Annotated in this window: 15 protein-coding genes; 12 read left to right on the top strand and 3 right to left on the bottom strand. The window is 43.0% G+C overall.

From position 1 onward, the window contains the following. Positions 1-35: 35 nt before the first annotated feature. On the bottom strand, positions 36-1,898 hold the full coding sequence (locus EGX73_RS07400) for a beta-N-acetylhexosaminidase (protein ID WP_096711016.1): 1,863 nt from the start codon (positions 1,896-1,898) through the stop codon (positions 36-38). Positions 1,899-1,926: 28 nt separating this feature from the next. After that, entirely contained in the window at positions 1,927-2,553 is a 627-nt protein-coding gene (locus EGX73_RS07405) for a YesL family protein (RefSeq protein ID WP_003128609.1), read from the bottom strand. 595 nt (positions 2,554-3,148) lie between these two features. On the opposite strand from EGX73_RS07405, the gene EGX73_RS07410 reads away from it, so the two are divergent. From EGX73_RS07410 to EGX73_RS07440, 7 genes are all read left to right on the top strand, one after another. Further along, positions 3,149-4,492, top strand: a complete 1,344-nt coding sequence (locus EGX73_RS07410) for an alpha-L-fucosidase (RefSeq protein WP_005472737.1) — start codon at positions 3,149-3,151, stop codon at positions 4,490-4,492. Positions 4,493-4,570: 78 nt separating this feature from the next. Beyond that, complete coding sequence (locus EGX73_RS07415) at positions 4,571-5,524, top strand: sugar ABC transporter permease (RefSeq protein ID WP_003128614.1); 954 nt, start codon at positions 4,571-4,573, stop codon at positions 5,522-5,524. Between the two features lie 15 nt (positions 5,525-5,539). Next, positions 5,540-6,454, top strand: a complete 915-nt coding sequence (locus tag EGX73_RS07420) for a carbohydrate ABC transporter permease (RefSeq protein ID WP_003128615.1) — start codon at positions 5,540-5,542, stop codon at positions 6,452-6,454. A 19-nt stretch (positions 6,455-6,473) separates the two neighbouring features. Next, positions 6,474-8,123, top strand: coding sequence for an extracellular solute-binding protein (locus tag EGX73_RS07425; RefSeq protein WP_021149119.1), 1,650 nt, complete (start codon positions 6,474-6,476; stop codon positions 8,121-8,123). Between the two features lie 90 nt (positions 8,124-8,213). After that, positions 8,214-11,240, top strand: a complete 3,027-nt coding sequence (locus tag EGX73_RS07430) for a glycoside hydrolase family 38 C-terminal domain-containing protein (protein WP_096711015.1) — start codon at positions 8,214-8,216, stop codon at positions 11,238-11,240. A gap of 28 nt (positions 11,241-11,268) precedes the next feature. Further along, complete coding sequence (locus tag EGX73_RS07435; protein WP_096711014.1) at positions 11,269-13,506, top strand: glycoside hydrolase family 3 N-terminal domain-containing protein; 2,238 nt, start codon at positions 11,269-11,271, stop codon at positions 13,504-13,506. Continuing rightward, positions 13,500-14,894, top strand: coding sequence for a glycoside hydrolase family 1 protein (locus tag EGX73_RS07440; protein ID WP_123866845.1), 1,395 nt, complete (start codon positions 13,500-13,502; stop codon positions 14,892-14,894). The genes EGX73_RS07435 and EGX73_RS07440 overlap by 7 nt, the downstream gene beginning before the upstream one ends. Positions 14,895-15,015: 121 nt before the next feature. Here EGX73_RS07440 and EGX73_RS07445 read toward each other — a convergent pair whose 3' ends face one another. Further along, positions 15,016-15,876 carry a MurR/RpiR family transcriptional regulator gene (locus EGX73_RS07445; protein WP_003128626.1) on the bottom strand — a complete coding sequence of 287 codons (861 nt, stop codon included), beginning with the start codon at positions 15,874-15,876 and terminating at the stop codon, positions 15,016-15,018. A gap of 217 nt (positions 15,877-16,093) precedes the next feature. Between EGX73_RS07445 and rpsO the strand changes: the two genes are divergently transcribed. The 5 genes from rpsO (at position 16,094) to celB (ending at position 22,834) form a co-directional block, all read left to right on the top strand. Next, positions 16,094-16,363: a 30S ribosomal protein S15 gene (rpsO, locus tag EGX73_RS07450; protein ID WP_003128628.1), complete on the top strand. Its 270-nt coding sequence runs from the start codon at positions 16,094-16,096 to the stop codon at positions 16,361-16,363. A gap of 480 nt (positions 16,364-16,843) precedes the next feature. Continuing rightward, entirely contained in the window at positions 16,844-18,961 is a 2,118-nt protein-coding gene (gene pnp / locus EGX73_RS07455; RefSeq protein ID WP_003128630.1) for a polyribonucleotide nucleotidyltransferase, read from the top strand. A 188-nt stretch (positions 18,962-19,149) separates the two neighbouring features. Then, the gene (locus tag EGX73_RS07460; protein ID WP_003128632.1) at positions 19,150-19,917 is read left to right on the top strand and encodes a DeoR family transcriptional regulator; all 768 of its coding nucleotides are present in this window, start codon (positions 19,150-19,152) and stop codon (positions 19,915-19,917) included. A gap of 160 nt (positions 19,918-20,077) precedes the next feature. Then, the gene (locus tag EGX73_RS07465; protein ID WP_029487282.1) at positions 20,078-21,469 is read left to right on the top strand and encodes a glycoside hydrolase family 1 protein; all 1,392 of its coding nucleotides are present in this window, start codon (positions 20,078-20,080) and stop codon (positions 21,467-21,469) included. Between the two features lie 3 nt (positions 21,470-21,472). Then, on the top strand, positions 21,473-22,834 hold the full coding sequence (celB, locus tag EGX73_RS07470) for a PTS cellobiose transporter subunit IIC (RefSeq protein WP_003128635.1): 1,362 nt from the start codon (positions 21,473-21,475) through the stop codon (positions 22,832-22,834). Positions 22,835-22,936: the final 102 nt, after the last annotated feature.

Consider the following 22,936-nt stretch of genomic DNA (forward strand, 5'->3'; position numbering starts at 1 on the left):
TGTTTTCTGCACTATTTTTTGTCCTTTTTTTGTACTTATACATCAGATATCTTGCTGGCACTATAAATGCCATGGAAAAGATTTCTTCCCAAACTGCCGACACTTGAGGGATCATCTACTGGCAACAGTGGCATCTCTAGTTCTGGTAATCTAGTGATGTGACCATCCAAATAGTTCTGCAAACGCCATTGTGCCATCTCGGCACGTTTAGATAGAGCGCCGTAGCGAAGATCGATCACTTCAAACCCAAAGGGGCGGTTCCATTCAAACCACAGATCTCGATGAGATTGATGCAAGTGTTGTAATTCCTGCTGATAGTGCTGAATCATCTCAAGGGCTTTTTGAAGGTTCTCACGTTTTTTTTCATGATAGGCTTCTGAGATCCAGGGACTCAAAGAAGCTTTCAAAGCTAGTACCACCGCTAATTGGTGATAAAAGCGGAACATCCGTTGTGTGTCCTGTGTCCCCGTGACTGCGGCCAATCGTTGGGCCAGTTCCTCATAATGTTGGGTCAATGGCACCTCTCTGAATGTCTTTTCATAAAGGCCATAAAGAATATCTTGATAAAGCAATAATTTACTTGGATTTGATCCAGAAGGATTTTCGGCAGCAACACCGGGAGTTTGGTCAAAAAGATCCAGCAAAAGAAAATCTTCTGCTTGTGATCCATGAAATAGTTTCAAGTGATCTGTGACTATCTCCCGCGATGGCGTGGCATAAAACTGGGCCTCGCTAAATAATTGTAGACCTAACAAGCTGGCAATCATCGGGGTCTCTGCGCCGTCATCTCCCCATAAGGTAGCATAGACTTCAGTGATGCCATTTGCTTTGGCACTTCTTAATGCTTGCTCCATTGTAGCGATGGTTTTGCCATAATTGGGTGCCAGTCCATTCCATGTCCAAATACCGCCAGCAAATACTGTGGGTTGGTTTAGCTTTTTATGTTCAGCAAACAGTCGTTGATATGTTTGAAAATCATGATGATAATAATCCCAGTACACCATGTTGACTGCTGGAATTTGCTGAATGACTTCTGGAGGAATGACGACTGCTGGATCATAGTAATCGCCTGTTGGAGAACCAATCCGAAAGAACATGTCATTCCACATCATGGGTTCTAATTGTAGCTGTTCACAGAGAGTGATGACGTGTTTTAAATGTTTAATCATGATGGCAAAGCGATCTTCTAAACCATTGTGTTCGAGGTAACGGCCTTTTCCTAATTGGTGTGCTTCATCCATACCAATATGGATTTTATTTGTTTTGAAGCAGCTGCGAATGGAACGAAGAGCGGCTTCAAGAAAAATGTAAGTTTTGGGCTCACCAACTAGCAGAATGTCTTCCGTGTCACGTATCTCTTTGGCAAAATGCCACTTTAATGGATTTGTCAAATGAGCGAGTGTTTGGATCGCAGGAACTAATGTAACGCCTAATTGGTCAGCGTAATGGTCCAATTCCCGCAAGTCAGATTGACTGTATCTCCCTCGCAAATGACCAAAATAAGGATATTCAGGAATTTCGTAAGTATCTTCCATATATAGCATGAGACTGTTGAGCCCCATTTTGCTGCTCAACAAAATGAAACGTTTCAACTGAGGTACTGTCAGTACTGCATTTCGAGATAAATCGATCATAGGACCGATTTGGTCAAATTGCGGAGTCTCTTCGTGGACAAAATCGGTATCTGCTTGCATCCATAGAAGGAGCCCTCGAAATAAATGGGCTTTTTCCTGATAGTAAATCGTGGCTTTTTCTGTATTGGAAATGATTTTCAATGATCCTTTTCGGCGGATCAATTCAAGCGGTTTGCCGGTTTCTGATAGTGACAAGCCAAGTTCAGGAGCAACGATTTGAAAAAAAGCGGCGACGTTTTCGTTGGTGACAATCTTTATCTCCATGATTCACTTCTCCTTTAGTAAAAAATCGTCAGTGTTCATTTGTTAGCAACTCTGTTTTTTGGATCGCTTGATAGGCGAACCAACTGATTGGCCAGAGAAGCAAAGGGATGAAGGCAATGAATAACAAAATCGGCAAAAAGGTAGCGGCGAATGTAACCAAAAACACACCTAAGATCATGGCAATCGTTTGTGGCACACTAACGATCATTAAAAGAAACGCATTCCTGAAATAGACCCAAAAAGGAAGATGGTAGCGGACAAAGACCGGCAGCAAATAAAAGCTGATGAGCAAACCGCTGATAAAGAGTACCGTCAATCCGAAATGGAGAAAGGCATTTTGCAAGAATGTACTGGAGATCCGCAGCTCGATCCATAGCAGCAGCAAGATCGCCATTTGCAGCAAACCTAGTTGATTACTACGCCAAAAATTTTTGGCTGTCTGTTGTTTGAACCAACTATAAAGTTCAGCAGGCAGTGGTTTTTTTGCAAATAATTCAAAGAAATAGCGAATAACAGTAGCCGTCGCTGGAAAGAAGCCAAAAATGATTCCCCCCCGTAAGACAAAAAAGAACCACAAAAAATGCAATCGAATCACCATCAGCAAATAGTCACCCAACCGGTAAGATAGATCAAATAACCCTCGTGATTGTTTCATGGACACCCCTCTTTTAACTAATTGATAAAAAGTAGAAAACTACTAGCCAAATAGTAGCAAGAAATGGACCTTTTAGAAAGCGTATTCAAAAAATTACATAGCCGAACCAGCTAATACATACACCTTCCTAAAGCTATCTTTTGAAAACATTCGATTGCGACGAGGAGCGCTAGCCCGCAGGAGCAAGTTTTCTAGATAAAGAGAAAAGTACGACGAGGAGCGCTAGCCCGCAGGAGCAAGTTTTCTAGATAAAGAGAAAAGTACGACGAGGAGCGCTAGCCCGCAGGAGCAAGTTTTCTAGATAAAGAGAAAAGTACGACGAGGAGCGCTAGCCCGCAGGAGCAAGTTTTCTAGATAAAGAGAAAAGTACAACGAGGAGCGCTAGCCCGCAGTTTTCTTACAAATGAGAAAGGTGAAATTGCTAGAGTGAACATGGCGTCTGATACCGTAAGCTAAAACTTCAATTGAAGTGGTGTGTTTTTTAAAAAGAGTGCTCTTTTGTTACAAAAAAATAAAGTTTGACATAGCTGCTGAAACTACATATTGATAGCGCTTTATTTTCTCGTTAGATTAGTGGCGAAAGGGGTTGGATAAATTGACAACAATTCGTGGGGACATTGAGTCTGCGAAAAACAGTAAGCAGGATGATCGTTGGTACCCTGAGTCAGAGATGCTGGCCAAGCGTTTGGAATGGTTCCAAGATTTAAAATTTGGGGTAATTTTCCATTATGGCTTATACGCACAAGCGGGTATCGTTGAATCATGGCAACTATCAGAAAAAGATGAATGGGCAAGGGAAAATAAAGCTTATCGAGAAGATATCAACACATTGCGTCTTGATTATTGGCAACTGATCAAAGCGTTTGCACCGATAGAATTAGATACTGATCAGTGGGCTGAAACGTGTAAAAAAGCTGGCTTCAAGTATTGTTTGTTCACAACGAAACACCATGACGGCTTTAATCTCTTCAATACGCTGGAGTCAGAATTCAAAATTGGCGGTAAATTGAGTCCTTTTAAACGAGATATCCTAAAAGAAGTTTTTGCCTCGTTCCAGCAAGCGGGTATTGCTACTGGGGCTTATTATTCTAAGGCGGACTGGTACTCACCGTTTTATTGGCTGGATGATGAAACGATCAAAGGGCGTCACGCAAGTTATGATCCATTAGAACAGCCAGAAATCTGGTCGCGGTATGTGGATTTTGTTCATCGACAAATTCATGAAATCACTGGCAACTATGGAAAAGTGGATTTGCTATGGCTAGATGCCGGCTGGTGTGGGCAGGGGAAAGAAGATTTACAGATGGATCGCTTAGCGGAGATTGCCCGGCGAAACCAGCCAGAATTGATCATTGTTGATCGCATGATGGGCGGTAGACATGAGAATTATGTGACGCCAGAACGCAAGATTCCTTCTTTAGAAGAAATCCCAACAAAAGTTTGGGAGAGTAATATACCTATAGGCAATGACTGGGGCTATGTTCCCCATGACACCTTTAAAAGCAGCCAAGAGTTAGTCGATACATTAATCGATGTCGTCAGTAAAGGCGGAAACTTAATTTTAGGAGTGGGTCCAACACCAGAAGGAACTTTCACGAAAGAAGAGACCCAGCGCCTGCTTGAAGTGGGTGATTGGTTGGAACAATATGGGGAAGGCATTTACGAGACCCGAGCTAGACCAGAAGCGTGGACGGAGAATTGGCATCTTACCTATAGCAAAGATCAAAAAACACATTATGCCTTCCGCAGTATCACAACAAATTTGCAGCCGCGAATTTTTCTGAAGGAGATCCATGCAGATGAAAAATCCGTGATCACAGATTTAGCAACCAATCAATCACTGACGATTCATGGAACGGGTGAAAACGCCTATATTGCTTCATCAGAAGTGCATCAGCCTGAACTTGGAGCAGTTGGCATTCGCATTTCTACACATTGAAGAAAAAATACACATTGCTTTGAAAGCGAATTCATTTCATATTTAGTATACAAACCAAAAACACAAGGAGGAGTATGAATGGAAACAACAACGATCAGAGAGCCTGTGTCAGCATCAAAAAGTAAAATCAAAGAAATGAAGACTAAATTAAAAAAGAGTCGACAGTTATATTTGTTTGTCCTGCCTGCTTTTTTGATTATTCTGATTTTTTCTTATGGGCCGATGTATGGTGTGATCATCGCCTTTAAAGACTATATGCCTTCTTTGGGAATATTCGAAAGTCCTTGGGTAGGGTTCAAACATTTTCAACGCTTTTTTGATTCTTATTACTTCTGGGATCTAATGAAAAATACATTAGGTATCAGTTTGTACTCTTTGATCGTCGGATTTCCGCTACCGATCATCCTTGCACTGGCTTTGAATGAAATCAAGGATGGTCCATTCAAAAAAATTACCCAGACAGTCACGTATGCCCCAAACTTTATCGCAGTAGTGGTAATGGTCGGAATGGTTATTGCATTTCTGTCTCCTTCCACTGGGATCATCAATCACTTTCTAGATTTTATCGGCGTGGGAAGAATCAATTTTATGACTGAACCGCGGTGGTTCAAAACAATCTATGTATTATCAGGCGTCTGGCAAGGCACAGGTTGGGGATCGGTTATTTACTTGGCAGCATTGTCTGGAGTGGATACTCAGCTGCATGAAGCTGCCACCATCGATGGTGCTTCTCGGCTCCAAAGAGTTTGGTATATCAATATTCCAACGATAATGCCGACCATGGTGATTTTACTGATCATGAGTTTTGGTAGTTTGATGTCGGTGGGATTCGAAAAAATCATTTTGATGCAAAACCCATTGAATATGGAATCATCGAATGTCATTGCAACCTTCGTTTATCAGCAAGGGCTTTTAGATGCACAATATAGTTTTGCAGCAGCTGTTGGGTTATTCAACTCGTTGATCAATTCCATTCTCTTGATTTTAGTCAACGGGATTGCGAAACGGCTGAGCGATTCGAGTCTCTTATAGAAAGGTGGTATAGGAATGAAAACAACTTCATTAGTGAAAGATACACGTGCAGATAAAATCTTTTTGGTTTTTGTTTATTTCTTTTTAGCCATAGCATTACTAATCGTTCTCTATCCATTGATCTATATCGTTAGTGCGTCGATTTCAAATCCTCATTTAGTCAACTCGGGGGAAATGTGGTTATTGCCAAAAGGGGTCACCTTTGAAGGCTATCGAACTCTCTTAGGCAATAGCAGCATCTGGCGCGGCTACTTAAATACGATCTATTACACTGTTTTAGGAACATCCATCAATTTGTTGGTGACACTGCCTTGTGCTTATGCACTCTCCAGAGATGATTTTTATGGCAGAAGAGCTTTTACCAATTTCATGCTAGTGACAATGTTTCTTTCTGGGGGCTTGATCCCTAGCTATTTACTGATCCGCAGCTTAGGGATGTTGAATACGGTTTGGGCTTTGGTTATCCCAGGAGCTGTCTCTGTCTATAATGTGGTCGTTACGCGGACCTTTTTTCAAACGACGATCCCAAGAGAGATGGAAGAAGCGGCAATCGTGGATGGCTGCTCGGATTTTCGCTTATTCATGCAGATCGTACTGCCTTTATCTACGCCAATCATTGCAGTTATGGCACTTTTTTACGGGGTAGGACACTGGAACAGTTTCTTCAGCGCATTGATCTATCTGTCAGATAAATCCATGTATCCATTACAAATGATTTTACGGGAAATTTTGATTTTACAAGATATGTCATCAAATACTGTCAGCAATGTGACTTCCGAAATGGCCAGTATGTTATACAGCAAGCAACAGTTAGCAGAGGTCATCAAATACGGTGTCATGATCGTTTCATCATTACCGGTCATTATTGTCTATCCATTTTTGCAGAAATATTTTGTCAAAGGCATGATGGTAGGATCAATTAAAGGATAAAACATAGAGGAGGAAGAAGATGGGAATGAAAAAAATTTTAGGAGTAACAGGGGTGTTTTTGTGCAGTGCGCTTTTACTCAGTGGGTGCGGGAACACAAAAAAGGAAACAACCGGAGAAAATGAAGGGGTAGCCATCAATCATGACAGCCAATTTCCGATCATTAAAGAAGGCGAAGAACTGACGCTGAACATTATGGCGCCAGGAGTAGGTATGGCAGAATGGGAAGATATGCCGACGCTGCAGGATTATCAAGAAAAAACAGGAATCAAACTGACTTATACGACACCCCCTTCTGCTGACTTTAGTACCAAGTTGAACTTAGCATTTGCTTCAGGGGATCTGCCGGATATCGTTTATGGCGCAGGATCGAATTCGCTCACTTCTTCAATGGAGATCGATTATGGTTCCCAAGGAATTCTGCTGCCGTTAGAAGAATATATCACGCCGGAAATTATGCCTAATCTTTATGCATTGACCCAAGAAGACCCGTCCATCTTAAAATCGATCACCACACCAGATGGCCATATTTATTCATTGCCGATGATTTCGAGAAATGCGACATCTATTTGGTGGCAAGGTCCGATGTGGTACAACGGAACGTGGCTAGATAAGTTGAATGTCAAGGAACTGCCAAAGACAACGGATGAATTGTATGATTTGCTGACACGATTCAAGAACGAAGATCCCAATGGTAATGGCAAAGCCGATGAGATTCCTTTGACCGATGTCGATATGAATTCAACAAGGGTATGGCTGATGGCAGCTTTTGGGTTACGGACACGAGGCGTTCAAGTAGATGATGATGTGGTTTCTTATACACCAATCTCGGAAAACTATAAAGCATTCCTTGAGTATATGAACAAATTGTATAGTGAAGGTTTGTTGGATGCGGAAGTTTATGGCCAATCCGACGAACAGAAAAAAGCAAAAGGACAAAATGATCAGTTGGGCTTGTTCGCCGATTACTTCAGCTTCTTTACGACAGGCCGCAGCGAGATTGAAGCGATGAACGATGCCATGTTCCAACCATTGACTTCAAAATGGTCGCCAGAAGCAGTGATTCCAGGAAGTCCACGAATTTCTCGGGGCACCTTTGCCATCACAAATGTCAATCCATCGCCGGAAGCTTCGATGCGCTGGGTGGATTACTTCTATTCTGAAGAAGGTACGAAATATATCGAACAAGGACCTGAAGGCGTTCTTTGGGAGTACAAAGAAAACGCTGACGGCCAAAAAGTACGAGTTTATGCAGAAGGCATTGATACAGAAAATACAGAAGATGAACGTGGCAAGATCACACCAGCATACGGGTTGACAACACCGAACATTGTTATCGATACGACAGGTGAATATCAAATCTTGAAATCCGCGGATGAACAACCTGATACTCGTTTCAGTGACTGGGTGGCCAAAGAAACAGCAGATAAGATGGATGACATTGCGGAAGTGCCATTTCCATTACTTTATCTGACTGTAGAAGAAAATGATAAAGTGGCTGCTACGGCTACTGACTTGACAACGTATGTCGAACAAATGGAAGCCAAATTCATTACGGGTGTCGAGCCAATCAGTAATTGGGATAAATATGTTTCGACGATCGAGTCCATGGGGATCGATGACTACATTTCCGTTTACCAAACAGCATATGATCGTTGGAAAGAGAACTAGAGTCACGGCAATAGGAGAAGCGGGCTTGGACAATTTCTTGTCTACCCGCTTTTTTCCTCCTCAGAAACCGAGTAAAGGAGAGAATACAGCGTGCAGTTATTTGAATTTGAACGTATCCGTAAGATTTTATTTCAATTAAAGAATTACCGGATTCGCTATCAGGTGCCTGTTAATGACTTGCAGTTAAAGCAAGAAAACTGGGCACCCTATGTGCAAGGAACTTTTTTTGGAGAAAAGAATTGTTATTACACAATGAAAGGAACTTTTGAACTACCGGAAGACTGGAAAGAGATGTCGGTTGCTTTGCAAGTCTATTCTTCGCTCTCTGAATGGGACAATACGACAAATCCGCAAATGAAAGTGTTCTTGAATGGGAATTACATTCAGGCAATTGATGTCAACCATCGAGAAGTGCGGTTGGATCCCTCGGAGCTAACAGGAACAATAGCCTTACAGATCGATATTTTTTCGGGACGAGAAGAGAAGAAGTTTCCGCTTTACGTGAATCTATTGGCGATCGATCCTATCGTTGAGCAAGTCTGGTTTGATTTCTCGACGATTTTTGACAGTTGGCGTGCCATTAGGAAATTTGGCGGAGAAGAACAAATCTATCAAAGCTGTCTGTCACAAGCTGCCAATGCATTAGATTTTCGAGCCCCCTATACGCCGCGATTCTATGAAGGCCTCACAAACGCGCAAGAATGTCTGCAAGCGTGTTACAGCCAAGAGATTCGTCAAAAAGTGACCGCAGTCGGGCATACCCACATCGATCTGGCATGGCTTTGGACGGCACAGCAAGCGGTTGAAAAAGGAGAACGCAGTTTTCAGACCGTATTAAAATTGATGGATGAATACCCTGAATATACGTTTCTCCAAAGCCAACCCCAGTTATATCAAGCGATCAAAGAACAATATCCTGAGTTATATCAGGCAATCAAAGAGAAGATTAAATCTGGACGCTGGGAAGTAGAAGGTGCTATGTGGGTAGAAGCAGATTGCAACTTGACCTCCGGTGAATCATTGGTAAGGCAGATTTTATACGGCAAACGCTTTATCAAAGAAGAGTTTGATCATGAGAGTCAGATTTTGTGGCTGCCGGATGTTTTTGGCTATTCCGCTGCATTGCCACAGATCTTGCAAAAGACCAATACACCTTATTTCATGACAACTAAATTGTCTTGGAATCAATTCAATCAGATTCCTTATGATTCGTTTTACTGGCAAGGGATCGATGGCAGCAGAGTTTTGACTCACTTTATTACAACGATCAGTGAAGGCTACAGTCCAAGACCCTACTACACCACTTACAATGGGCTTTTAGACCCTTATACAGTCAAAGGCAGCTTTGAACGGTACCAACAAAAAGATCAGCATGATGAGATCTTGATTGCATACGGCTATGGAGACGGCGGCGGCGGACCTACTAGAGAGATGCTGGAGACAAAACAGCGGTTATCAAAACCACTCCCTCAGATGCCAGTGATCACTGGCGATCATGCGGGCAAATTTTTTGACCGATTAGCCGCAGCTTTTGCTCATTCAGAAGCCCCGGTCTGGTTTGGCGAACTCTATTTTGAGTACCATCGTGGGACACTGACCTCCATCGGTAAAAATAAGAAAGCCAACCGCAAAGGCGAATTTTTATTGCAAACTATTGAGAAGCTTTACAGTGCCTATCGAAGCGAAGCGTATCCGCAAGAGCTCCTCGAAAGGCTCTGGAAAAGATTGTTGTTCAATCAATTTCACGATATTTTGCCAGGAAGTTCGATTGGCGAAGTGTACCAGCAGACAGAAGAAGAGTATGCTGCTCTTTTTGAAGAAGGCGAGCAATTGATCCAGTCCCTCGTGGCAGGAGGAACCGCCAGTGATGCAAATCATCAGGTGGTCTATAATCCATTAGGCTTTACTCGTGATGCCGTAATCAAAGTTGATAGTCCGGCGATTCAAGAAGATTATCTGACACAGCGAACCGAAGATGGTTGTTTGCTGGTCAAAGTTCCACAAGTCCCTAGCTTAGGTCTGCGTCCCCTAACGTTGAGGGAGACTATCTCAGAACCAGTAGAACAAGAGTGTGTTCCGTTGACTCGTCAACTGGAAACGACCGACTTTGTCGTAACATTTAACGCGGCATATGAAATGACTGCTCTTTTTGACAAAAGACACCAGCGAGAGGTCTTGCCAGCAGGAGAAGTGATGAATCAATTGATTGCTTATGAAGACTTACCGATGGATTATGATGCGTGGGATATAGACATCTACTACGATCGTAAAGCTTATCCAGTAGAGGATGTGACTGACGCATCAATCGTCGAGCAAGGCGAGATTCGTGACACGATCCGTATCAAACGGACGTTTGAGCAATCAACGATCATTCAGCTGATCCATTTCTATCATGGAACGGGCAGGATCGACTTTGAGACAACGGTCGATTGGCATCAGCATCATCTTTTATTGAAGGCGCAGTTGCCAATTGCCGTCAATACGCTAGATGCCACTTTCGATATCCAATTTGGGAATGTCAAACGTGCCATCCACAAAAATACCACTTGGGATTTGGCACGTTTTGAGAGTTGTGGGCAAAAATGGGTCGACTTGTCTGAAGATGGTTATGGCGTCAGTGTGTTGACGGATTGTAAATACGGATTCAGCACAGCTTACCAAAAAATTGGTCTCTCTCTTATCAAGTCGGCGACTGATCCCTATCCAGAAGCAGATCAAGGACTTCATTCGTTTACCTATTCTCTCTATGTTCATGAAGGTGACTGGAAAAAAGGACAAACGATGGAAGAAGCGTTGGCACTCAATGTACCAGCATATGTATTGGCAGATTTTGATCAGCAGCAAGAGCAATCTTTTTTACAAGTGGATCACAATAATGTGCTGATCGATTCGGTCAAAAAGGCTGAAGCAGATGAAGCCATCGTGGTACGTTTGTATGAATACCACAATCGCAAAACGACATGCCGCTTGACCGCAGCTAAAAAAATCAAACGAGCAGTGCTAACGAATTTATTGGAAGAGGAACAGCAGGAGTTAGTGGTCACGGGCGTGTGCCACCAAGTGGTGATTCCTTTCAACCCTTATGAAATTCAAACGGTCAAGGTCTATTTTGACTAATCGGCATTTTTGATGATAGGAGTTTAAAATGATCGAAGAAATTGTAAAGAAGATGTCCCTAAAAGAAAAAATCGGCCAGTTGAATCAGCGATTGTATGGCTGGCAAGTTTATCAGAAAAAGGAAGGAAAACTTTATTTGACAGACTACTTCAAGTCGGAAGTTGCTCGCTTTGGCTCGATTGGCTGGATCTACGGCGTTTTCCGAGCAGATCCTTGGTCGGGCAAGGACGCAACAACGGGTCTCTCGGTGGAAGAATCACGGGAAGTCAGCCGGATGATTCAGGACTATTTAAAAGAACATACTCGTCTTGGAATCCCAGCTTTTTTGACAGAAGAATGTCCTCATGGTCATCAAGGATTAGCAGCAACAACACTGCCGGTCAATTTCAGTACAGGGGCTAGTTGGAATCCTGATCTTTATCAGAGCGTGCAGACGTTCGTGGCACAAGAGTTACGAGCTAAAGGGGCGCAAGTTGGGCTGATCTCTACCTTGGATATCGTACGAGATCCTAGGTGGGGACGAACCGAGGAATGTTTCAGTGAAGATCCCTACTTAGCCAGTTGTTTTACGCAAGCTGCGGTCAAGGGAATGCAAGGGGAAATACTTGGTCATGAACCGACAACCCATGTACTGGCCGTGTTAAAACATTTTGCAGCTCAAGGTTCAAGTATGGGCGGGCACAATGCAGGACCAGTCAATATTGGGGAGCAAGAATTGCGAGAGATTCATTTACCCGCTATGCTGGCGGGAATTCAGGCAGGGGCACTAGGGTGCATGGCTGCTTATAATGATTGGGATGGTGTCCCTTGTCACGCGAACCCTCGCTTACTTCAAGAGATTTTGCGAGAGGAAGCCGGCTTTGCAGGAGTTGTGATGGCAGATGGTTGTGCGTTGGACCGTTTAGCGGATTGGCTAGGAAACAAACCAGAAGCGGCAGCCCGGGCCATGAACAGCGGCGTAGACATCAGTTTATGGGACAATGTTTTCCCTCAGTTGGAAGCTGCTGTTGATCAAGGGTTGATTAAGCAAGAAACCATTGATCAATCCGTGATGCGCGTTCTGAAACTGAAAGAGCAGCTAGGACTTTTTGACGAACCGGTGCCTACGGTGTCCGTTCCGGATCAAAAGCAGTTTCAAGAAAGTGCAACTCGTTTAGCAGAAGAAGCCATCGTTTTGTTGAAAAATGAGCAAGTCTTACCGTTAAAGAAACAAAGACAAACAATTGCTGTTATTGGTCCTCATAGCAAAAACAGCTATCATCAGCTAGGGGACTATACTCCTTTCAAAGAACTGTCTGAGTGCCGCAATCTGTGGGAGGGGTTGCTGGAAATCAAGGGGACCGAAACCACTTTTATTCAAGCAGATGGCTGCGGCATCACAGAAGGAACCAAAGAGCAACTGACTGCCGCATGCCAAGCGGCAGCAACAGCGGATCAAATCATTTTAACGATTGGCGGCTCTAGTATTCGTGACTTTTCGACGGATTTTGATAAGAATGGAGCTGCCTTGCAAGGATCTGCGGAGATGACCAGTGGGGAAAATATCGATCTGGCGTCTTTGGCATTGCCAGAATGTCAAAAACGATTGATTACTGAATTGAAAAAATTTCAGAAACCTCTGATCGGTATTGTGATTGCTGGCCGTCCTCATCTGTTAAGTGAGGTCAGTACCGCTTTTGATGCGTTGCTTTTTGCAGGTTATCCAGGGCAATTTGGCGGAAGTGCGCTAGCTCGGATTCTTTTTGGCGAAACGAATCCCAGTGGGAAACTAGCTGTTTCTATTCCAGATGAAAATGGGCAGCTGCCAGTTTATTACAACTACCGTGAGACTGCTTTCCAGAGAGATTACACAGATTGTTCAGGAACCCCTCGTTATGGGTTTGGTTATGGTCTAAGCTATGCAGAATTTATGCTTAAGGGAATCCATGCGCAGTATGCTCCGCAAGCAATCCAAATTAATGGAACAATCGAGAATCTTTCGGTGATAGCAGGAGCTGAAGTGGTACAAGTGTACCTTCGCAATTACTCACAGCAGGTCTTACCGCGTGTCAAAGTGTTATGCGGTTTTCAAAAAGTCTTTTTGCCAGCCAAAAGCACCGTCGACTTTTCTCTAACAGTTTCTTATGAAACGTTGAAACAGTTGAACATTTCACCAAATGAATTGCCAGCTGATTTTATCATCCAAGTCGAAGCAGCCAATCAGAAACAAGTATTCACGAAGCCATTGAAACAAGAAGAAAATGGAAAAGGAGAGAAATCATGTTAAAATTCCCGGAAGGATTTTTATGGGGAGCAGCTGCTTCTGCTCCTCAAACGGAAGGCGCTGCGGCGATTGATGGCAAAAGCCCTTCAACTTGGGATAAATGGTTCGAATTGGAGCCAGACAAGTTCTACGATCACGTAGGACCTAGTGATACTTCGAATACCAACCGACACTTTCGAGAAGATGTGGCGCTGATGAAAGCCATGAATCTGAACTCTTATCGGACGTCAATTGCTTGGACACGACTAGTACCTGATGGAAAGACGGTCAACCCTCAAGCAGTCACCTTCTATCGTGCCTATTTTCAAGAAATGGTCGATCAAGGAATCGAACCTATCATCAATTTGTTCCATTTTGATATGCCGTGGTGGTTAATGGAAAGAGGTGGTTGGGAAGCCAGAGAATCGGTAGATTACTTTGCCGCTTACGCTCGTATCGCCTTTGAGCAATTTGGCGACATTGTCAAAAAATGGGCCACATTCAACGAACCTTTAGTTCATATTGAATGCGGATATATGGGGGATGCCCATTGGCCTAAAGTTCATAATTTTAAACGAGCGATCCAAGTAGGCTATCATACACTGTTAGCTCACGCAAAAGCAGTAGCTGCTTTTCGCGAACTTGCGATTCCTAACGGAGAGATAGCGATTATCTTAAATTTATCGCCCGTCTATCCGAAAAGTCCGCAGTCTGCTGATCTTGAAGCTGCTGAACGGGCAGACTTACTCTATATTCGCAGTTTTTTAGACTGTACAGTCCTCGGACGATTTCCAGAAAAATTAGTCGCGATGCTGAAAAAGTCAGGTCTTGCTCCTGTAACAGAGGAGGGGGACCGAGAACTTTTTGCCTTAAATACGGTGGACTTTATTGGTTGCAATTACTACCAGCCATTACGAGTTCAAGCCCCGATTGCGCCGAACGATCCAATCACAGGGCCGAGGGATCTTTTTCGAGGCTATGATTGGCCGGACAAAAAAATCAACCCTCATCGCGGTTGGGAAATCTTTCCGCAAGGTATTTATGACATTGCCATGCGTCTAAAGAATAGCTATGGCACGATTCCTTGGTATATTTCTGAAAATGGTATGGGGGTTTCTCAAGAAGAACGCTTCGCAACGCAAGAGGGGGAGATTAATGACACCTATCGCATCGAATTTGTAACAGATCATCTCAAAGAACTGCAGCGGGCGATCGAAGCAGGAGCCCCTTGCTTCGGTTATCATATGTGGACATTTATCGATTGTTGGAGCTGGCTGAATGCGTATAAAAATCGTTATGGGTATTATCGAGTAGATTTGACAGATGATACCCGAACACCAAAAGCGTCGAGCTTTTGGATGGCGCAAGTAGCAAAGGACAATGGGATCGATTCAGGGAATGGACCTGATTAGCCAGCAAATAAAGCATGCTTCAGAGAGACGATTGGACCTCTGGAGCATGCTTTGAGTGTTTCAACTGATTTTATTTTATGCTTAAGTTTCGACCACTGAATTTAGCAGGCGCATTTGACGATCAGAGATATTTGTGACGATAGTCAGCAATGGCCTGTCTTGATTCGTAGATATTTTGAGCCAGCTGTTCATTTTTACTCAAAAAGACATAGAACAGCACATCAACTGCCAAAAGATGAGCAATAATCGAGTTGGTTGCTGCACTGCGCATATTGGCTTCTTTCGGTCGGGAAACTTGCAGCGGAACATCTGCTAATTTCGAAAGGGAATTACTGCCAAAGCGAGTCAAAGATAGAACTGGAATCCCCATCTCCTTCGTAAACTCCGCAAGGTGTAGGATTTCAGGTGTTTGACCACTGTTTGAGACAGCCCAGAGCAAACATTCTTTTTCGTGTTTGATCAATTGAGGCAACAGCGAATTATAGTCGGTTTCGAAAATAACCACTTTGCCTAAGCGAGTCCATTTTTGTTGGATATCTTGAGCAATCAAAGAGGAAGCACCGATACCACATACGAAGATCCGATTGCGGGTTTTCAGTAGGTCCGCTGCTGCCAGCATTACTTGTTCTTCTAAAAGGTCCGCAGTCTCATGCATAGTCACTTGGGCATTATGGCTCAATTTCGCAGTAATATCATGAAAAGATTCGTTCAATGCAACATCTGCATAGCCAATGATCTCCTCATGGGTTTGTCGGGAGCCAGATTCCGCAGAAAGCTGAATCTTAAGATCAGTTAGGCTGGAAAAGCCTGTTTTCTTTGCAAAACGAACAACTGTAGGGGCGCTGATCCCGGTAGCTTGAGCCAACTGACTCGCAGTCATCGAAGGAACTTTTTCAGAATTTTTTTTGATGTAATCAAAAAGTTTTTTTTCGGAATTGGATAATTCGCTCTGGATACTTTCAATGCGAGAAAGGACGCTCATAAGGTCACCTGCTTTAAGAAATTTCTAGATTTAGTATACCATAAGTTGGAGTGTTGCTTTCATTTTAAAATGAAAAGATTCAGCGAAGAAACTTGCATTTTTAGGTAGAATAAAGTAAAGTAATTACGTGTGAATACACGCTACCTGTTACTTGGTTCAACGAGTCACCAACGTTTTACTCAGTCGCAGGTGAAAAAAGAAAAAAGAGGTGAAAAACATGGCAATTACGAAAGAACGCAAAAACGAAATCATCAACAAATTTGCTCGTCATGAAGGAGATACTGGTTCTCCAGAAGTTCAAATCGCTGTTCTTACAGAAGAAATCAACCATTTGAACGAACATGCACGTATGCACAAAAAAGACCACCATTCATACCGTGGCCTAATGAAAAAAGTTGGTCACCGTCGTAACTTATTAGCATACCTACGTCAAAAAGACGTACAACGTTACCGCGAATTGATCCAAGCTTTAGGATTACGTCGTTAATCAAACAAAGAAAAGTGAGGTTCAACCCGAATCTCACTTTTTTGCTATGAATCACTGCGACTGGGCGGCACAAGCCGTACAGAGCAGATGATGAATAGTACTAGGCGACTAACCAGGAGCGTAGTCACCCGAGCGGAATCACTGCGACTGGGCGGCACAAGCCGTACAGAGCAGATGATGAATAGTACTAGGCGACTAACCAGGAGCGTAGTCACCCGAGCGGAATCACTGCGACTGGGCGGCACAAGCCGCACAGAGCAGATGATGAATAGTACTAGGCGACTAATAATAGTGGCCCCATCTTTTTAACAAACTCAATTAGCGGGACTTGACTGGTGAATCAAACCCGCAACTAAAAAAGAATCTCTGAGACACGGCGAGCAGCTTCCTACTAACCAAATGAAAGCAGCGGAAGCACCGATCCGCTTTTTTCATTTGTTTAGTAGTGACTTGCTTGGCTCAGAAAAAAAGGAGCAGATCATGACAGAAAAACAAGTATTCAAAACGACTTGGGGCGGGCGTCCGCTACAAGTTGAAGTTGGCCAATTAGCCAAACAAGCAAATGGCGCAGTACTCGTCCGCTATGGCGATACAGTAGTTCTTAGTGCAGCCGTTGCTTCAAAAGAAGCAAAAGATACAGACTTCTTCCCTTTAACGATCAATTATGAAGAAAAAATGTACGCAGTCGGGAAAGTTCCTGGTGGTTTCATCAAACGTGAAGGTCGTCCAAGTACCGAAGCAACATTGACTGCTCGTTTGATCGACCGTCCAATCCGTCCAATGTTTGCGGATGGTTTCCGAAATGAAGTCCAAGTGACAAATATTGTCATGAGTGTGGAACAAGATTGCTCACCAGCAATGGCTGCAATGCTAGGCTCTTCTTTAGCGTTGTCTATTTCCGATGTGCCTTTTGACGGACCAATCGCTGGTGTTGAAGTTGGCCGTGTCAATGGGGAATATGTGTTGAATCCAACCGTTGAACAAGCAGAGCAAACAGATATCGAATTGACGGTTGCTGGTACGAAAAAAGCCATCAACATGGTAGAATCAGGAGCGAAAGAAGTTTCTGAAGATGATATGCTAGGCGCTTTGCTGTTCGGTTTTGAAGCAATCAAAGAATTAGTTGCTTTCCAAGAAGAAATCGTTGCAGCAGTCGGTAAACCAAAAATGGAAGTGACTTTGCTTCAAGTAGATGCTGACTTGAAAAAAGAAATTTTCGATGGCTACTATCAAACAATGAAAACGGCTGTTATGACCGAAGAAAAATTGGCTCGTGAAGACGAGATCGACAACGTCAAAGAAACAGTTAAAGAAGTTTATGCAGAAAAATTTGCGGGTCATGAGGATGAAGGGCAGCTTCTAAAAGAAGTGAAACAAATCGCAGAAGACCTTGAAAAAGATGTTGTCCGTGAATTGATCACGATCGACAAAATTCGTCCCGATGGCCGGAAATTGGATGAAATTCGTCCATTAGCCTCAGAAGTCGGTCTGTTGCCTCGTGTTCATGGTTCAGGACTATTCACTCGTGGGCAAACGCAAGCATTATCTGCTTGTACATTGGCACCATTGGGTGAACATCAAATCATTGATGGTTTAGGGGTAGAAGAATCAAAACGGTTCATCCACCACTATAATTTCCCGCAGTTTTCAGTTGGTTCAACAGGACGTGCCGGTTCTCCAGGCCGTCGTGAGATCGGACATGGCGCTTTAGGTGAACGTGCCTTGGCGCAAGTAATCCCAAGTGAAGAGGATTTCCCTTACACAATCCGTTTAGTGGCAGAAGTATTAGAATCCAATGGTTCATCCTCACAAGCAAGTATTTGTGCGGGTACATTGGCATTGATGGATGCTGGTGTTCCAATCAAAGCCCCTGTTGCTGGTATCGCGATGGGACTTGTCTCTGATGGCGAAAACTATACGATCTTGACCGACATCCAAGGATTGGAAGATCATTTAGGCGATATGGACTTTAAAGTTGCCGGAACAAAAGATGGAATCACAGCCTTACAAATGGATATCAAGATCCAAGGAATCACCGAGCAAATCTTAACTGAAGCTCTATCGCAAGCGAAAAAAGCACGGATGGAAATCTTAAATGAATTGACTTCAACTATTGCTGCGCCACGGGAAGAATTGAGTCCATACGCACCGAAGATCGAGATGATCCAAATCGACCCAGCCAAAATCAAAGATGTGATTGGTAAAGGTGGCGACACGATCAATGGCATCATTGATGAAACAGGCGTGAAGATCGACATCGATCAAGACGGAAAAGTATCAATTGCTTCTTCTGATGCGGAAATGATCAAGAAAGCTATTAAGATCATTGAAGATCTAACAAAAGAAGTCAAAGTTGGCGAAGTTTATTTAGGAAAAGTTGTTCGTGTTGAAAAATTCGGCGCTTTTGTCAACTTGATCAAAGGCAAAGATGGGTTAGTTCACATTTCTCAACTTGCAAATGAACGGGTCAACAAAGTAGAAGATGTTGTCAAAGAAGGCGATGAAGTTCTTGTGAAAGTCACAGAGATCGACAAACAAGGTCGAATTAATTTGTCTCGCAAAGCATTATTGACTGACGATAAAGCAGAGAAGAAATAATTTTCTTAACTAGTTATCCGCAAGAGAAGATTTTGCAAACGTAAATCAACGTCCAACCCCCCAGTAATCGATTCGATTACTGGGGGGTTTTTACGACATAAGGCACAGACATTTCGCTGATAATAAGGTAAACTGACTCAAAGAGGTCGGGCAATCAAAAATTCAAAAAACGTATAGAAGGTGAAAAAATGAAAGCCACACAGGGAAGTGTTTTTCGACGACGAGAGGCCTTGATCACCTACTTAGATAAGTATGATTATGGGACTGTTTCAGAATTAGCGGATCGATTTCAAGTATCAGAAGTGACGATTCGCAGGGATTTGTTGTTTCTGGAAAAAAAGCAGTTGATTGAACGTTATTATGGCGGCGTGAAACGGATCAAGAAATCAGAAAAAAGAGAATCCCAGCAACTTGGATCGGTAGAAGAATTTCCTTGGCAGCGACTGCTTCCACCGTTACACCTTTTGCTGCAAGAAAAGAAATTGATTTTTGTGGGGGCTGGACGCTGGTCGAAAGAATTGATCCACGCAGTTGCTGATTTTGATTTAACGATTGTGACCAATGACCATTCCGCATTGATTGATCTAAAACCAGGACGGGCGATTGTTTGTCTGTGTGGAGGAGAAGTGGAAAGCAACTCCACTGCGTTAGTCGGAGATATAGCGACACTGGCTTTCAGCAAATATACGGCTGATTTGTGTTTGATTGAAGCCTCAGGAATCGACTCCCATGAAATCACAACAACGACACTAAGTGAATCCTTTGTGTATCGGACGATGCTTCAGCATACTCAAGGAGAGAAAATCATCTATACGGAAGGAGAAAATATCGGCCATGTCCGAGGATTTATGATTGATCGTACGTTTATGGCGAATCGCTTGTTTAGCAATAGACAACTTACAGAGATCGAGACGGCGCAATTTTCTTCTCAAGGTCTGCAGTTTTCGCTGCTATGATTTTAATTTGGCATTGAAGCTTTTCTCAGACAATCAATTAAGGAGAATCGTTCATAAATATTCTTTCATGAACAGTTCTTGTCCGGCTATTGCTTTTGATCAAGGAGACGATTATCCTAAATACCAGAAAGCGATTTACTAAAAAAGACAGGAGAACATCATGACATCAAAATTTCCAACAGATTTTTTATGGGGAGCATCCATTTCCGCACATCAAACAGAAGGAGCTTATTTAGCGGATGGTAAAGGACTAAGTGTTCAAGATACTCGTCCCCGAGACAATAACGAGATCGCCGATTTTACAGTAGCGGTGGATCATTACCATCGGTACAAGGAAGATATCGCCTTGTTAGCAGAACTAGGAATCAAAGTTTTTCGCTTTTCAATTGCATGGTCACGGATCTACCCTGAGGGGCGGGGAAGTGTTAACCAGAAAGGATTGGACCATTATAGTGCTGTCATCGACGAACTGTTGAAGCAGGGAATCCAACCATTTATTACGTTAAATCATTTTGATTTACCACAAGCTTTGGAAGATCAAGGCGGCTGGACAAATCGCAGTACAGTTGAAGCTTTTGAAACCTATGCTAAGACATTGTTCAACGCTTATGGTGATCGGGTGACCCATTGGTTGACGATCAATGAACCGAATATCATGCTCTTAGTCGATCGCAAGATACTAGGCAAAACGATTCCTCTACCTGAGAAGTACCAGCAATTCCATCATCTGATGATTGCTGAAAAGCTTGCCTTCAAACATTGCCATGAACTCGTTCCAAATGGAAAAATTGGACCAGTCCCTAATATCTCGCTTGTTTATGCAGCAACCAGCAAGCCGGAAGACAATCAGGCAGCCCTTTATTTCAATAGCGTTCGGAATTGGGCGTATTTAGATTTTGCCTGCTTAGGACGCTACAATACAGTCTTTCAAGATTACTTGAATCAAAGTGGGGTGAAGATCACTATCCACCCAGAGGATCAGGCTTTGATGACCAGTGCCTTCCCAGACTTTGTAGCTATGAATTTCTATACAACGGTCACAGTTGAACAGCCAACGATGGAAGGAGACATGACGAATGGGATCAGTGATCAACAAAGTGAAGACATCATGGAACGAGGGTTTTATAAAGGATTTACGAATCCCTATTTGAAGAAAAATGCGTTTAACTGGACCATTGATCCTCTAGGCTTAAAAACGACTTTGCAAACACTCTATGATCGCTACCATCTACCAATCCTCATCACAGAAAACGGTTTGGGAGCAGAAGATCATCTGGAAGAAAACGGCGCAGTCCATGATTCTTACCGTATCGACTATTTGCAGCAGCACATCCAGCAATGTCTAGCAGCTATCGAGTCAGGAGTGGAATTGATTGGCTATAGTCCTTGGTCTGCGATCGATTTGATCAGTGTCCATGAAGGCATCAAAAAGCGCTATGGTTTTATTTATGTGGATCGGAATGATGCCGATGAAAAAGAGCAAAAGCGTGTGAAAAAAGATAGTTTTTACTGGTATCAAAAGTTGATCGAAAACGGACATTGGGAGGGATAAGCAATGAATCATGTCTTTACTTTTTTAGAGCAGCGATTGATGCCGCCATTAAATAAAGTCGCTAACTTGCGTTTTATCCGGGCAATTATGCAAGCGGGAGTCATCACGGTTCCTTTCACGATCGTTGGCTCGATTTTTTTGATCATCAATAACCTGCCTCAAATTATTCCGCCGCTGGCCAGCTTTTTTGAACAGACGATTTTGAAATTTTCCCCGCTTTATAATGTCGCGACAACTATGTCTATCGGCTCGATCGCACTCTTTTATTGTTTAGCCACTGCGTATTATTTAACGGACATCTATCGCAAAGAAGAAAAACTCCAATTGAGCAGCTTTGTTGGCGCAATTCTTGGGTTGTTTGCATTTTTGATGACGATCATTCAAGTCGATATTTCAGATAGTGGGGCACAATTGCTTCAAACAACTGGAGAGACAGCTATCATCTATAATGGTGTAGCACTTGGTTCTTGGGTGACACGGTTTAGTGGGGTCGGTATTTTTATCGGTATCCTTACGGCGGTGCTGGCAACCCAAGTCTATCGTTTTTGTGTTAAAAAGAAAATCACGATCCAAATGCCAGCGGGAGTACCAGATGGGGTCAGTAAAGCATTTGCTTCCCTGATTCCAGCGATTATTATTGCTTTTTTGATGATTCTGATCAATGGCTGTTTAGCCGTTTTTCATACCGACTTGCATGGTTTGTTGTCAAAACCATTTGAATTTGTAAAAGATTTGACAGGTTCTTGGCTAGGGATCATTGTAATCATGTTGTTGATTCATTTGTTGTGGGCCGTTGGTGTTCACGGAACAGCCGTCATCAAAAACAGTTTTATCAATCCTATTTTATTAGTTGCTTTAACCGAAAACATCGATGGAGCAACCAACATTTTTGCCGGTGATTTTGTCAATATGTACATTTTTATTGGCGGTGCTGGCAGTACGTTAGGGTTGGTCTTGTTGATGCTGTTTCGAGCTAAATCCCAACAGTTGAAAGTATTGGGCAAAGCGGCGATCCTTCCAGGATTGTTCAATATCAATGAACCAGTGATCTTTGGTGCGCCAATCGTCTATAATCCTTATTTGATTATTCCTTTTATTGTGACACCGCTGATCAATGTGACGATTGCTTATTTTGCTACATCCTTTGGCTTTGTAGCTAAAGTGATCACCGGGATTCCTTGGATCTCACCTGTTGGGATTGGAGCATTTCTTGGAACTGGCGGTGATTTTCGCGGAATCTTGATCGCTATCCTTAATTTATTGATTTCGGTTGTCTGCTATTATCCATTTTTCCGAATGTACGATAGTAAACTTTTTGCGGAGCAGCAAGCAAACGAAGCAGAAGCGACTCTCCATGATCAGTAGACAAAAAGAGCGTGGGACAAAAGTAAAAAACACTTTTGTCCCACGCTCTAAACACGTCTAAATGGCGGAAGCAGAAGCAACTCCGAGAAATTAATCGAACTA

The sequence above is a fragment of the Enterococcus sp. FDAARGOS_553 genome (assembly GCF_003812305.1).
GTDB lineage: Bacteria > Bacillota > Bacilli > Lactobacillales > Enterococcaceae > Enterococcus_D > Enterococcus_D gallinarum.

What these genes read in the sequence shown, in the direction of transcription:
- EGX73_RS07400 (WP_096711016.1), bottom strand. Translation starts at nt 1,898, where the DNA reads ATGGAGATAAAGATTGTCACCAACGAAAACGTCGCCGCTTTTTTTCAA.
- EGX73_RS07405 (WP_003128609.1), bottom strand. Translation starts at nt 2,553, where the DNA reads ATGAAACAATCACGAGGGTTATTTGATCTATCTTACCGGTTGGGTGAC.
- EGX73_RS07415 (WP_003128614.1), top strand. Translation starts at nt 4,571, where the DNA reads ATGGAAACAACAACGATCAGAGAGCCTGTGTCAGCATCAAAAAGTAAA.
- EGX73_RS07420 (WP_003128615.1), top strand. Translation starts at nt 5,540, where the DNA reads ATGAAAACAACTTCATTAGTGAAAGATACACGTGCAGATAAAATCTTT.
- EGX73_RS07425 (WP_021149119.1), top strand. Translation starts at nt 6,474, where the DNA reads ATGGGAATGAAAAAAATTTTAGGAGTAACAGGGGTGTTTTTGTGCAGT.
- EGX73_RS07435 (WP_096711014.1), top strand. Translation starts at nt 11,269, where the DNA reads ATGATCGAAGAAATTGTAAAGAAGATGTCCCTAAAAGAAAAAATCGGC.
- EGX73_RS07440 (WP_123866845.1), top strand. Translation starts at nt 13,500, where the DNA reads ATGTTAAAATTCCCGGAAGGATTTTTATGGGGAGCAGCTGCTTCTGCT.
- EGX73_RS07445 (WP_003128626.1), bottom strand. Translation starts at nt 15,876, where the DNA reads ATGAGCGTCCTTTCTCGCATTGAAAGTATCCAGAGCGAATTATCCAAT.
- rpsO (WP_003128628.1), top strand. Translation starts at nt 16,094, where the DNA reads ATGGCAATTACGAAAGAACGCAAAAACGAAATCATCAACAAATTTGCT.
- pnp (WP_003128630.1), top strand. Translation starts at nt 16,844, where the DNA reads ATGACAGAAAAACAAGTATTCAAAACGACTTGGGGCGGGCGTCCGCTA.
- EGX73_RS07460 (WP_003128632.1), top strand. Translation starts at nt 19,150, where the DNA reads ATGAAAGCCACACAGGGAAGTGTTTTTCGACGACGAGAGGCCTTGATC.
- EGX73_RS07465 (WP_029487282.1), top strand. Translation starts at nt 20,078, where the DNA reads ATGACATCAAAATTTCCAACAGATTTTTTATGGGGAGCATCCATTTCC.
- celB (WP_003128635.1), top strand. Translation starts at nt 21,473, where the DNA reads ATGAATCATGTCTTTACTTTTTTAGAGCAGCGATTGATGCCGCCATTA.